9 protein-coding genes are annotated in these 14158 nt (G+C 51.2%); 7 read left to right on the top strand and 2 right to left on the bottom strand.

From position 1 onward, the window contains the following. Window positions 1–138 precede the first annotated feature (138 nt). From Mal15_RS27005 to Mal15_RS26995, 3 genes are all read left to right on the top strand, one after another. The gene (locus tag Mal15_RS27005) at window positions 139–1158 is read left to right on the top strand and encodes a DUF932 domain-containing protein (RefSeq protein ID WP_147870604.1); all 1020 of its coding nucleotides are present in this window, start codon (window positions 139–141) and stop codon (window positions 1156–1158) included. A 54-nt stretch (window positions 1159–1212) separates the two neighbouring features. Further along, a complete protein-coding gene (locus Mal15_RS27000) occupies window positions 1213–1458 on the top strand; it encodes a hypothetical protein (RefSeq protein ID WP_147870603.1) in 246 nt (81 codons plus the stop codon). Window positions 1459–1870: 412 nt separating this feature from the next. Further along, a complete protein-coding gene (locus Mal15_RS26995; RefSeq protein WP_147870602.1) occupies window positions 1871–2215 on the top strand; it encodes a hypothetical protein in 345 nt (114 codons plus the stop codon). 82 nt (window positions 2216–2297) lie between these two features. Here Mal15_RS26995 and Mal15_RS26990 read toward each other — a convergent pair whose 3' ends face one another. Both Mal15_RS26990 and Mal15_RS26985 read right to left on the bottom strand, forming a co-directional pair. Continuing rightward, on the bottom strand, window positions 2298–5786 hold the full coding sequence (locus Mal15_RS26990) for a DEAD/DEAH box helicase (protein ID WP_147870601.1): 3489 nt from the start codon (window positions 5784–5786) through the stop codon (window positions 2298–2300). Next, complete coding sequence (locus Mal15_RS26985) at window positions 5773–6612, bottom strand: Hachiman antiphage defense system protein HamA (RefSeq protein WP_167547078.1); 840 nt, start codon at window positions 6610–6612, stop codon at window positions 5773–5775. Before Mal15_RS26985 ends, Mal15_RS26990 begins: the two co-directional genes overlap by 14 nt. A gap of 174 nt (window positions 6613–6786) precedes the next feature. Here Mal15_RS26985 and Mal15_RS26980 point away from each other — a divergent pair, with 174 nt between their 5' ends. From Mal15_RS26980 to Mal15_RS26965, 4 genes are all read left to right on the top strand, one after another. Beyond that, a complete protein-coding gene (locus Mal15_RS26980) occupies window positions 6787–7782 on the top strand; it encodes a tyrosine-type recombinase/integrase (protein ID WP_315854275.1) in 996 nt (331 codons plus the stop codon). A 670-nt stretch (window positions 7783–8452) separates the two neighbouring features. Continuing rightward, a complete protein-coding gene (locus Mal15_RS26975) occupies window positions 8453–9772 on the top strand; it encodes a TolC family protein (protein ID WP_147870599.1) in 1320 nt (439 codons plus the stop codon). Beyond that, the gene (locus Mal15_RS26970) at window positions 9762–10901 is read left to right on the top strand and encodes an efflux RND transporter periplasmic adaptor subunit (protein WP_147870598.1); all 1140 of its coding nucleotides are present in this window, start codon (window positions 9762–9764) and stop codon (window positions 10899–10901) included. Before Mal15_RS26975 ends, Mal15_RS26970 begins: the two co-directional genes overlap by 11 nt. A gap of 8 nt (window positions 10902–10909) precedes the next feature. Further along, the gene (locus Mal15_RS26965; protein ID WP_147870597.1) at window positions 10910–14083 is read left to right on the top strand and encodes an efflux RND transporter permease subunit; all 3174 of its coding nucleotides are present in this window, start codon (window positions 10910–10912) and stop codon (window positions 14081–14083) included. The last annotated feature ends 75 nt before the right edge of the window (window positions 14084–14158 follow it).

Here is a 14158-nt window from a genome sequence, read left to right as displayed (position 1 = left end):
ACTGAGTAATTCATCTCAGCCACTCCGCTTTCTTCTTCAGCTTGGTTGGGATCTGGACTGTCTCTGCGATCGAGGCGGCCCGGATCCTGACCAACGTTTGGGAGGGTGTTTTTTGACACGAAAGCAAGAGTGACTGCCATGGCTACGCTCACAAGAGCACACCAGGAATTGTTTCGCAGGTCGCCCGATGAGTGCTTTGATTCATTCGATGCACTGTATCGGCGATGCAAACAGGATCGCGAACAAAGCACAGATCGCTGGCTTCGGCCGGAAGAGCTTGTTTTGACGCATGATCTAACGTTCTGTCTTGGCGATGCCCCGGATTTTCAGCTCAATGACTGGTCGTTCTCCCAGCTCTGCCGCATGGCCGGCGTGAGCAAGGACACGATCAATCGATTGACTCCCAAGACAGCAAGCAAGGCTCTTAGTGAGACACTGCCAAGCACTGAAAAGCCGCTTCAGTTTCTCACCAGTGATGAGCAAATCCGATCGGTCCACGGTGTTTCCTACACTCGGCTGTGGAACACGGAATTGCTTGACGTTGTCCAGGAGTTTGCATCGGACTTCACTCCGCCGCAAACCGCGATGGATGGCGTCAGCACCGGGCTCTACTGTGGCGAACAAGACATGTTTGCATTCATGATCGACCCAACCGGTTGGGCGGAAATCGACGGTGAAGCGTTCGCGCCTGGTTTCTTCCTCTGGAATTCAGAAGTTGGACGCCGCACTCTCGGCATTCAAACGTTCTGGTTCCAACGGATTTGCCAGAACCACATCGTCTGGGATGCGACAGAGGTCGTTGAGTTTACGCGTAAGCACACTGCAAATGTGCGTAAAGGGCTTGATGAAATCCGCTCCATTATCGAGCGGCTTGTCGCAAAACGCGATGAACGTCGCGACGGCTTTGTACAAGTGATGCAAAATGCGATGACCGAAAAACTCGGCGACGATGCCGAGGAGGCAACCAAGCAACTTGCCAAACACGGTATTCCTCGCAATCTGATCAAGGAAGCTCTTAAGGATGCCCAGAATGCAGGAGCATTTACCATCTATTCGCTGGTTGATGCGCTCACGCGGCGATCGCAAGAAATTCAACTAGCCGGCACACGTACCGAGCTGGACGCCAAGATCGGTCAACTCTTGAGTCTGGCAGTGTAAACGCCGGCGCGCAAATCCTGTTTTGTTTCTTTACTCGTTTGGAGGAATCTGCCCATGGCGTCAAAGCCAAAAGTTCGACCTGTTCACGAGGTGCGTTTGGGACGCATCAAAGCAGCCATCTGGGAAAACGAAACCCAGAACGGCACACGGCACAACGTGACAGTGACCAGGATCTACAAGGATGGCGAGCAATGGAAGGATTCAACGTCTTTTGGAAGAGACGATCTTCCGCTTGTTGCCAAAGTCGCAGATCAAGCGCATAGCTGGATCTTCGAGCAGGCAACCAATTCGGGCGAATAAACTAATTGTCGCTCGACCATGGCAAATGAACCGAGAGGTTCAGAGTACGGAGGTTTTCAATTGTTTTCGGACTACCGAGGACCTCTTAATTTCAAATTGCTCAAAAATTCTTCCCAGCAACCCTTCACCATCGACTCATTCGACTAAAATGAACTTTGCTCCCAAGCGGGAGCTCACACCGTTCATTGGCAATTAACCGAATTTCTATGCCGCAGCCTGGGCTTTGTAACGGGCTATGGACGATTCCACATCCGCATCACCGCGGTCGCGTTGGGTCTGTTTCGCAATTCTTGCTTAGAGCTTTTTGGTTTTAAGGAGGAAGGACGTAATAGAAAAAGCCGGTATCCACCTTTCTCTGGAAGTTGTACGGCAACTTCCGGGAGATACCGGCCACCATTTGAGGTTCAATCAAATGAACTACTCAAAAAAACACGATCGTGCGGTAATGTCAACTGTGTATCACTTTCATCCACACTTCATGGGGCTTCACTACTTTGGTGTTCAGCCTCGGTGGCCCTTTGACTATGAGCCGGTGGCTCAAGTCTTGGAAATCGATCTTGAGGAGGTCTTTCGGCTGACTCAAGGTATCGAACTTTCCAGGGACGACGAAGTGCGCGTGGAATGGTTGGACTTGCTCCGACCAAACCGCTCAACCTCGATCGGCGATGTCGTCGTGGTTGATAACGGTAACGTGGTACAAACTTGGCGCTGCACAGGTGACTGTTGGGAGCTACTGAGCCCCGACCTCGACGGATAGAATCGCCGACAACCAGCCCTGTCTACACCTCGTGTGTAGGCAGGGCCTTTTTTTGGCGGCCCTATTACGAGCAATGAACATCTCAACTAGATTCTGTCGAGAAAAGCTCCAGCATCCAGTTTGGTATTGATAGTTCAAGAGGACCGTATCTTTGCATCTGAATCAAAGTGTCACTCTGAACAACTCCGATTGTCGAAGAGTCGCTGTTTACCGAAGACGCAATCTTTCCCAGCCACTCAAAATCACTCGCGTAGACATTTGCGTTTCCATCGCTATCTGACATAACTCTCACGGGAAGACCGACTTCGACTTCCCAATCTTCGGAAAGCTCAAACTGAACTTGCTCAACTTGTCGTGACCAAGTTTTGGAATCCTGTTCATTGCTTGCCAAAAACTTTCGCCAAATTTTTCGCTCGTTTTCTGAGAACTCCAGTGGCTCTGACTCTGTAGATGACTCAAGCCACAGCAGCATCGAATCTCGCGTAGTGAACTGAAGGTCCAACTCGTTGACGATACGAACGGCAAGTAATCGGCTTTCCATTCCCGCTTCAAGCATTCTTGCAGCAGCCATTGCAGGCACGCCATAGGTAAGGCAAATCGCAACGTATGTTTGCCGTTCATCACTGGCGTCATCTTCTTCTAATGCTGGATTCTCATTTAATGCAGCAAGGACAATTCGAACTGCCTCAATGGCCCAAACAAGTCGAAACACTAAGCCTTCCTGCACAAATGCGATTCCAGATGAATCAGTGACACCTGCAAGCGGCTCTCCGCTGATCCACGTTATTAGAATCGATTGCCACTCACTTTCACTCCAGTCATCGCTTAGTGTCGAGGGTTGGAAAGGGTAAACATCAAACAGTTTGCTTGCCAAGTCGCAACACCCTTTAGCCAACGCCGAAGGCTCATTGTTTTCGATTGCAGCGGCGCAGATCTCAAGCAAATCGTCTAGGCTCTTGGCGTTTTCAGAAATATACAAGCCAGCCTTCGTGCCTACACTCGCCGCGAAAAAACCTTTCCTTTGCACATTGCTAGTTTGCCTCCAAATATGTCTCGCCCGACCGTGCAAAAGTGCCGTTTGTTTCTCTTTTTCTAGGCCCATCACAGCGAGTCGTCGCTCCCAATAGGAGCTTTTAAGCGCTTCATCCAGTAGACCGGCGACATCGTCAGTATCGCAATTCAAGTCTTCCAGTAACGCAAGTACCCCTGCGTCTAACTCGGCCAATACCACCCCGAGAATTTTTGCCTCCTCATCCTCCGTTTGCGTTAGCTCATCTACCGATGGCTGTTGATTGAGCACGTATTCGGCGAGACTGTCACCTTCGATTCCGAAACGATCTGTCAACAGGTAAAGACAGAGCTTAATCAACAAGTACAAGCCGCTTTCCATGTGTCGGCTGTGAGCTTCGTTGACGAGCTTGTAGAACCCTCTAATTCGGTTCTGTTGTCGCAACAATCTGACAGTCTTGTTTTTGGTTTTGTCCTCCCAGACAGGAAGCACGTAGATCCCGTCCAAATCCACATACGCCCGCCCAACTCTTCCTACAACGTTCGCAAATTCTTTCGCTGGCAAGGTTTTTCCGTGACGAGCCAGCGAGTTGAATATGAGAACGCTGAACGAAAGGTCAACGCCCTGGGCAAGTGTTGGAGAGGAAATAGCAACGCTTATCACCTTGCGGCGAAGTAACCGTTCAAGCTCTCCCAAGAAAGGTCTCGGCAATTGCCCGTGATGAACAGCAATCCCTACTTTAAGTGCCTGCATCGCTGGGTGGTCCTCACCTAGCCATTCTGCCCCAATTCGCAAAGCCGTTTCAATTTCCGAATGGGCCTTTTCAGTTGTCAACGGACTGGCATGCCCTTGCTTTACTGCCAACAGGTAGGAGCTCGCAACACTTTCCACTGACCGTTTCTCGGGGCAATAGAGAAGAACCGAATGCCCTTCAGCATGAAATCGACCAATGGTCGCAACCAATAATTCACGCCGGTTCTGAGGGAAGGAGTTTTTCCGCTTACCCTTAGGAGGCTCCGGTTCGATAAATCGGTGCACAAATACTTCTTCACCTAGGACACGGTACTCCAGTCTTGCAGAAGATGTTTGCCATTCCAAAGTTGCTGAGCGTTGCCGTGTAGGACGCCATTTTGAACGAATTGCATCACCCGGTCGGTCAGCTCGAATCCATGCCGTAAAGGAATCGAACGGATCACCTTCCGTAAATATTGCCGAAAGACAAACGATGCGACGATCGCCAGCGTCCGACCTTCGTAGCAATCGTTGCACGAGAACTTCATAGCGAATCTCTCGTTCGTTGAGACCAATCATGTGACCTTCGTCAAGTACGATCAAGGCAATATCGTCTATTACATCTGGAGACTGCCTTACCGCGAAATCTAGCTTTTCGGGAGTTGCGACCACAATGTCTGCTGACTGCAGTGTGTCAACATCTGATGCACCTACCCCGCTTGCGCCATAAACACTAGTTACGGAAAACCCAAGCGGCCGAAACGTTCGTCCAAGAGCCACTTCCACTTGCGCTGACAGTGCTCGCAACGGAGTGACGTAAACGACCCGACGCCCATTAGCCAGACATTTCAGAATACAAAGTTCCGCAATTCTCGTTTTCCCACTACTTGTTGGAAGCGCTACAACAAGGCTGTCCGACTCGTCTGTAACTCTCGTCGCCGCCGTGAGTTGAGATGGCCAAAGGTCAATCTCGGCGACATCTCGTTGGCTCAAAATATCGATAAAGTTCTTCCGGAGTTCTCGCCATCGATCATCTCCATCTGGGCCAATCGGCAATCGCATGTGTAGACTTCGGTCCCAAAGATCATCGATCAAGTGCCGAGCCAGTATGCTGCTCCAAAAAAGGGGTACATGCAGCAGCTTTTCAGACGCTTCGATACACTCATCAAGCGAGGAAATTGCAGACTCAACAAATTGACTATCTCCAGTGCGAATCGCAAACTCAAACTCGGCGATTGCTTGGTGGAATACTCTTGCAACGACAATCCGAGAGGCATCTGATGTCAAGAATTCGCTGTCATTTTCGAGCGCATCGAGCACTCCGTCGTCACTATGTTCCTCACTTGACAGCCAGTTCAAACAAAGTGTTTCTAACTCCCCTAATTGCCGCTGCATAAGAGCAACTAACAATCGCTCTACACTCGACAGATTGAGTCTTTCTCTTTCTTCTGCCAGTAACGAAAATGACCTGGCAGCAAAATGGCCAAGATGAAAAGAAGCACCAGCAACTGTCAAATGAAACCCACGATCCGTATCGCGAACGCCGCGCCGAACTGCAGCTTCTATGGACTCGGCTGCCACTCGAAAACTGTCGTCGAGAATCTGGGCGTCGCGATCAATAGATCGCAATCGCAGTGCACATGCGAGCACAGAATAGCCGTGATCAAGTAAATCGACTGTGAGATCTGCAGAAAAATTTGGGCTGTCGGGTGGCAATTCCCCGTTTGACCAAACCATTCCACGAGCCAGCCCCCGGGACAGGAGTTTTCCCCGAGTACCGCTTTGAATAAGGTCATTAAGCCGACTCGTTAACTCTTCAGCTGACTCCATCTTTCTCTGGCTCGATTAGGCTAAGGCATGAATCGAAAACGTCCTTGATGAATGCACCGTGCCTTGAAACGCGACATCCACACAGCGACAACGGAATACCATCCTGAACGCACTCAGTGTGGCTCTCCAGGAAGCGTGTCGGATCGTTCCCCGAAAGAGTGAAAACCAAATGGCGAATATCTCGAGCCCTAATTGTGTCTCGCTGAAGACGTGCAATCAGCTCTGCCTCTGTATCACGATTCTCCTTGCGGAGGATGTATTCGAGGAAACCCAGCGTTCCTGGATTTGGCCGACCACGGTATTTCGCCAAACCGTCGCGAGCTTCTCTAATTACCGATGGAGACAGTTTTGCGCGACTCTTTGCTTCAACCTTTAGCACCTTGACTTTTGATTTCGCCTGTCGGAATCCAAGCACATCGTCACCACGCATGGCTAGGTTACGATCGTCTTTGTAGCGAAGCCGTTTTACAAAAGCCGAGAACTTGGTTTTCTGGTTGACGAATTCGGTTGCCAATATTTCCCCCATGTCTCCTGAGCGTTGCTTCACGCCCTCTGGTAAGCGGTTGCGCACGAAGGCGGCGGATTTGGTAAATCCCCCCATCTTTTCAATGATCTCGAGGTCAACCAAATGATCTGCCACAGTCTCGACAATGGAGCTCATCACCAACTCTCGGCCTCCGTCACGCTCATGCAACACCAGCACCTGGTCGGAATTAGATTCCTCTGTCTGAAACCATTTATTGAAGAGGTTATTGCTCAAGTTTCCATGCCCCGATTTTCGCGTTGTCTCGATCTCCCATTTCAGTAGCACATAGCGTTCAAACATCAGCTCGAAGAATACCAAGAACATTAAAGGTAAACAGCATACAAAATAGTGCATGACAAAGGACATTATCATGCATTAAAGTTGCGGAGTTGAAAAACTATTGGAATCCAATTCCCGATGGGCCGTATTCGTGAATTGATGAGTTGATGAATCGAGGATCTGCATGGATGCACCGTGAGTTACTTGCTAAGCAAAGCGCCTCCTTGGCAAACCGACATCGAATCTTTCACCAATTCGGTGCCTGTTATCGAGACGCCGGCATTGGTAGACGAATCAGGTCCAGCAGCTCGATTTGCCTGGGAAGAGTTCGTCTACGGTCGAATTCGCAACCCACACACGCGAAAGGCCTACGGCCAAGCAGTGCGGCAATTCTTGCGATACTGTGAACGTCTAGGTCGTGATCTATCGACTGTGACGCCTCGTGATGTTTCGACGTATCTGGATCATCTCGACTATGCGACTTCAACGAAGAAACTGCACCTATCCGGCCTACGACATTTTTTTGACGTGCTAGTTACGCGCCACGTGGTTTTTCTAAATCCAGCCACCGCGGTTCGCAGCGAACGATTGCAAGTTGTCGAAGGAAAAACGCCTGAAATCTCAATTATTCAGGCCAGGCAGCTAATCCATAGCATCGATGTGTCAAACGTTGTGGGCCTACGCGACCGGGCAATCATCGGAATTCTCATTTACACAGCTGCACGGGTTGGTGCGGTGTCCAGCCTCAATCACCAGGACTTCTTTAGCCTCGGTGATCAATACTGCCTTCGATTCACGGAGAAACGAGGGAAAGTCCGGCAGATACCAACTCGGCACGACCTCCGGGGGTTTATCCGAGACTATCTTACGGCGGGAGGGCTCAACGATTCCGACAGGAAGGCTCCCCTTTTCCGGACGACTGTACGCAGGACCAAGTCGTTAACACGCAATCGAATGACGCCGGGCGACATGGGACGTATGGTAAAGCGGCGAATGCGGCAAGGAGGACTGCCAAATGGACTATCCCCTCATTCGTTTCGTGTCACAACCATTACCGATCTACTGAGTCAAGGAGTACCACTGGAAGACGTGCAAAACTTGGCGGGTCATGCAGATCCTCGGACAACCAGACTCTACGACCGTCGTCAACGACGCATAACCCGAAACATTGTGGAACGGATCTCGATATGAGTCTTGAACCACTCTTGCGACATTTCAATAACACTCAAAAGACGTCGATCAGCTACAGCAGCCCGAACAGCCGTTCGATCTATTCATGGGAATCCGATAGAAAGGCCACAAAAACCGTTGGGCGACTGCCTATATAGTCGCCCGTTCTATTTCAAACCGTGATCGCGCCGGCAACGCGATCTTTTCTTGCAATAGGACGTCTAGGCGTGCTATGCCGTGAGGACTTATGTCATTCCGGTTCCTAAAGCGCCCTACGGCGATTCTATCCGCTTTCATCGTTCTTTCTGTAACGTTGTTACACCTTCTATGCGCTTCGCATAGTGCTCACGAAAGCCAATGGCAAAGCCTATCACATGCTCATGAAGTTCAGCTCTGCGAGTGCGAGAACTGTCCGTGCTCCATTAGCGAAAAGCAGTTTGCCGTATACTCGAAAGCGACTGGCGATTGCGATCAACCAATAGTGTTTGCAAACGATTCGCAATGCAAACTGCCAGTTTCAGATCCAACACATTTAATGCGGCCTTTTCTATTCCCTGAAAACACTGCGTCGCCGCATTTACGCGCCCAGCGAGTCACTGTCATTCTCATCTGATTTACTTTCGCATGCAAAAGCTTGTACTCGGGAGAAACATCTCCCGGTTTGTCAACTTATTCGATTGTGAATCCGACTATGAAACAGTATCCGAAATTCGGGTTGCTGGCGTCTGGGGTGTTTGTCTTGACCTTCTCAAATACGACTCAGGCACAGAGCCTTTCAGAAAACTCCGCCTTGTCCTCTGGTGAGCAAGCAACTGCCACCATTTCGTGTTTCTCGCAAGTCAAAGAAAGGGTGCTTGCAGGAAATCCTCGGCTAAAAAGCGAGTCGGCATTGCTTAGGTCAAAGCATGCTCAGACTAGGCAAGCAGCGCTATTCCCCAATCCCGTTATTGCATTGGAGGCTGAAAATTTTGGAGGAAATCAGTCTGATGACAACATGGAATACACAGCCGGACTTTCTCAGCTCATTGAGACAGCTGGCAAGCGACAGGCGCGCACAGAGCTTGCTAAAGCGCATGCCAAAGCCTTTGAAATCCGTCGCGACATCACTATCGCCGAGATAGTTGCAGATGCGCGCGTGGCCTATGCGGAAGTGATTGCTGCGAAATCTCTACTGGCTCTGTCTAAAGATGAAGTCGCAATTCGCAGGAAAGCCAAGCGACTCATCTCTCGCAAATTCCATCACGGTGGTGCGTTGCAGTTCGAAGTTGACAAGGCCGACGTGTCGCTGCAGTCTGCACAAGTCGTTCGAGACCAGCGAGTACAGGAGTTACACGTTGCGAAACGCAAGGTGGCGTCGCTGTGGGGCGCCAACACGTCCGATTTAATCTTCTCCGCCCATGAACTGCGACTCGACGATCCTGAGGCAGAGCTGTTCACGCCGAATGTTCAGGCGATTCCTGGTGTCGCATATGCACACGCGAAGCGAGAGGCGGCAACTAAATCCGCCGAGCTTCAACATTCCTTGGCGGTGCCCGATGTGACTGTATCAGCCGGCTATAGGCGATTTGATGCAACCGACGAACATGCATTTGTAGCGGATATTTCCGTTCCTTTACCAGTCTTTGATCGCAATCAATTCGCGACAAAAAGAGCACGTGAAAAACTGAGGGCAAGTCAATTCGATCTCGCCAATACACAAGTCGAGGTCAATACCGAACTCAGTTCCCGTCGTGATCGACTGCGATTGCAATTGCGTGAACGGGAACTCCTTGAGCAGCGACTGTTGCCGCAAACAGAGAAGGTGCTGTCGTCGGCAACAGAAGCCTACCGGTTAGGACGAATTAGTTATCTCGACTATTTGGACGCTCAGAAGACGTATCTCGAACGACGCGAGCGACTTGTCACAGTCACCCTTTCAGCGATCCGCAATCAAGTCGCAATTCAGAAACTAGATGGAACACTTCTAGAACGACTCACTCAAATGGACCAAGGAGAATGCCATGATCGATAGACCGCTAGAAAATTCACTAAACCTATTGCTTCTTTCTTGTTTTGTATTTGTAACGGCAACATGCATCCGTGCTGAAGAAGACACAAAGCACGCAGGCCATCATCAGGACTCGCACGCGAAACACGATGATAGTGAGCACCGGGAGCGGGATCATGATCAAGGAGAGGCACGCACCAATCAACAAGACTTACATGCCGATCATAGCGACCTGGACACCGGCCACGATCATGACTCTCATTCTGACGAAGACGAGAAGCACAGTGGACATGGTCACGATGAACACAGCGAGCGATCAGAGGAGTTTCTGGAGTTTCCATGGGGCAAGCTGCAGCGTGAAGGTGTTGAAATGACCAGCGTTGGCCCCGCTGTTATTAAAGAGAAACAGAGTTTCTATGGCGAGACGGTCATAAATGGCAATACGCTGGTTCACGTACTACCGCGATTCTCTGGGACACTAAAAACAGTTTTGAAAATGCTGGGAGATTCCGTTCAGGCAGGTGAGGTCTTGGCGATTGTCGAAAGCAATGAGAGCCTTTCAAATTACAAGGTAAGAGCAGAAATCAGCGGCGTGATCATCGACCAGGATGCAACGAAAGGTGAGTTTGTATCTAGTGAAAAAGTGCTTTTCAAGCTAGCCAACCTCGAAACAACTTGGGCCAATATTTCTGTACCGCCAAGGCTTCTTGCATCTCTCAAAGTCGGCGCACCTGCAACTGTGATTTCGCAGTCAACAGATGCTCGGCTCGATACAAAGATCACCTACGTTCGCCCAATCTTGTCCGAGGCAACCCGCTCGGGCCAAGCACGCCTGGAACTTCCGAACAATCAACTGAAGTGGCCGCCAGGTATGTTCGTCACGGTGGAAGTTGTCTTGAACGAAATTGCCGTCCAACTGGCCGTCCCCGAGAGCTCAATCCTTCTAGTTGAGAACAAGCCTTCAGTGTTCGTAAAAGCGAAAGCTCCCGATGGCGACGAAGGTTTCGAAATACGGCACCTAAAAACGGGGCGCTCAGATGGACGCTGGGTGGAGATTCTAGACGGACTGAAACTGAAGGAGGTTGTAGCAGCAGGCAACACTTTTTTACTCAAAGCGGAGATGGGCAAGTCTTCTGCAGAACATAGCCACTAAGAGGTAACGTGCTTACAGCAATCATTCGATTTTCGATTAAACATCGCATTCTTGTCGTCCTCGCATCCGTCTTCATCGCAGCTCTTGGTGCCTACAATTTCACTCGGCTTCCGATAGACGCCGTCCCTGACATTACGAACGTGCAGGTGCAAATCAACACATCGGTTCCCGCGCTGTCCCCGATCGAGATAGAAAAACGAGTCACGTTCCCGATCGAAGTTTCCATGAGCGGCCTGCCTCACTTGGAAGAGCTTCGCTCAATTTCGCGATACGGACTGTCTCAGGTCACTGTTGTTTTCGACGACGACACCGACCTGTATCTGGCTCGCCAATTGGTTAGCGAACGCTTGCAGACTGCGAAAGATTCGCTGCCCCGCGGACTGGCTGAACCATCGATGAGTCCAATCAGCACCGGGCTTGGTGAAATCTATATGTGGGCCGTTGAAGCGGAACCCGACGCGAAGAAACCTGACGGCACGGCCTACACGCCAACTGACCTGCGAACGATTCAGGACTGGATCATCCGCCCGCAACTATTAACCGTTCCCGGCGTAGCAGAAGTCAATTCAATTGGTGGATTTGCCAAAGAGTTTCACATTACGCCCCATCCGACTCGCCTACTCTCACTTGGCTTGACTTTTCAGGACGTGTCAGAGGCACTTGAACGTAACAATGCATTCGCGGGAGGTGGCTATATCGAGCATCGCGGCGAGCAGTACATCGTCAAGATGAGCGGACTTGTCTCCACGCTGGAACAGATACGAAAGATTCCCATTGTGACCCGGGACAGCATTCCGATTCTCGTCGAGGATGTCGCTGGAGTTTCATACGGAAAAGAGCTTCGGACTGGCGCGGCAACACTTGATGGAGAGGAATCCGTTGTCGGCACCGCCATGATGCTAGTCGGTGAGAACAGTCGCACCGTGGCGAAGGCGGTCGACGAAGCGATGCAACAAGTCAATCGCACTTTGCCAGCCGGTGTCCATGCAAAAACTGTCTACAACCGAACGCGACTGGTTGATGCAACTATCGAGACGATCCAAAACAACCTAATGGAAGGAGCGATTCTTGTCATCGCCGTGTTGTTTGCCATTCTTGGAAACTTCAAAGTGGCGCTATTTGTCGCTCTCTCTATACCGCTCTCCATGTTGTTTGCGGTCACCGGGATGGTCAGCAGTAAGATTAGCGGGAATCTGCTGAGCTTGGGGGCCATCGACTTCGGGATCATCATCGACGGCTCGGTCGTAATGGCCGAAAACATCATTCGCCGCTTTTCAGAGAAGCAGCATGCCCTTGGGAGAACCCTGACCCGCTCTGAACGGCTCACAGAGACATATGAAGCCGCTCGCGAAGTCGCGCCACCTGTGCTTTCCGGCGTGGGCATCATCATGATTGTCTACCTTCCGATCCTGACTTTGACCGGCATCGAAGGAAAGATGTTCGTACCGATGGCCAAAGTTGTCTTGCTCGCTCTGCTTGGCTCGCTGATTCTCTCTTTCACGTTCATTCCGGCAATGGCAGCATTGTTTCTGACCGGAAAAGTCAGCGAAGGCGATGGACGCGTTATGTCATTTGCCAAACACTGGTACCGTCGAACATTGTTGGCATCCCTTCGATTCAAGAAGGCGTTTATTGGCGTTGCAATCGCCATACTCCTACTCTCAGGCTGGATTGCAACCGGGCTTGGAAGCGAATTTGTCCCATCGCTCGATGAACAGGACTTTGCCATTCAGTCGCTGCGCATTCCCGCGACGTCGCTCAGCCAGTCCATTGAGATGCAAAAGAGACTCGAAAGGCGGTTGCTTGATTTTCCGGAGATTGAAACTGTCTTCGCTCGCATCGGAACGGCGGAAGTTGCGACCGACCCCATGCCTCCCAACATTGCTGATGGCTACATCATCGTTAAGCCAAAAAACGAGTGGCCGGACCCGAGCAAATCGAAAGCTGAGTTGATCGCCGAGGTCGAGGAGGCGATCGAAGAGATTCCGGGCAACGCATACGAAATCTCTCAACCGATTGAGCTTCGCTTCAACGAGCTGATATCCGGCGTTCGCAGTGATGTGGCCTTCAAAATCTTCGGTGACGACATGAGCGTCATGCAGGCGAAAGCGAACGAAGTCAGCAAGCTATTGAGCCAAATTGAGGGTGCAAGTGACGTGAAGGTCGAACAAGTCAGCGGACTACCGACACTACGCATTGACATGGACCGTGAGAAGCTTGCACGGTTTGGGTTGGACGTGGCAGACGTGCAGGAAGTCGTTTCGATGGCGATTGGTGGAAGAACCGTCGGCCAAGTCTTCGAGGGCGATCAACGTTTCGATATCGTCCTGCGACTACCGGAATCACTGCGAGAAAACCTGCGGATGATTGAGCAGTTGCCGATTCCATTGCCCAGTGACGATGAGAGAGCGACAGAGGAAGAAGCTCACAATCCGGTTTACGAGGCCCGTGTTGTCGCACTGAAACAACTGGCGGATATTTCCGTCGTCGAGGGGCAGAATCAGGTAAGCCGCGAGAATGCCAAGCGGCGAATCGTGGTTCAGGCCAATGTGCGGGGGCGCGACATGGGATCGTTCGTGGCTGACGCGTCCAAGTTGATCGAGCAGCGGGTCCAGTTCCCATCCGGATACTGGTACCGTTGGGGCGGACAGTTCGAGAATCTGGAACGAGCCTCAAATCGACTGATGGTCGTCGTCCCGGTCGCCCTGCTGCTTATCTTTGTCATTCTGTTTTCGACTTTCAATTCAACCCGTGACGCGCTCCTGATTTTCTCAGGCGTCCCGTTTGCCTTGACCGGTGGAGTTATTTCTCTTGCGATCCGAGACATCCCTTTCTCAATCTCCGCAGGAGTCGGCTTCATCGCCCTTTCCGGTGTTGCAGTGCTGAACGGTGTCGTGATGGTGAGCTTCATACGGCAGCTATTGGAGGAAGGGAAAGACATTCGCACCGCTGTCGTTGACGGAGCGGTGACACGCCTTCGCCCGGTACTGATGACTGCCGTCACCGACGCGCTAGGATTTATTCCGATGGCCCTAGCGATGGGTACCGGTGCTGAGGTGCAACGTCCGTTGGCAACCGTCGTTATTGGAGGGATTATCTCGGCGACAATTCTCACACTCTTGTTGCTCCCAACCCTGTACGCGACGTTTCACCGTGCTGACGACGGACAATCGCTCGACTAAGTCGTTGTGAATGACTTGGGGCCGATAAATCGCGGCGTGCGTCGGCAGAATTGGAGCAGTTTCATCCACAGGCAC

Origin of the sequence: Stieleria maiorica (assembly GCF_008035925.1) — a bacterium.
Classification (GTDB): domain Bacteria; phylum Planctomycetota; class Planctomycetia; order Pirellulales; family Pirellulaceae; genus Stieleria; species Stieleria maiorica.
The sequence above is the reverse complement of the archived record's forward strand: the minus strand, read 5'-3'. Positions and strand labels throughout refer to the sequence as shown.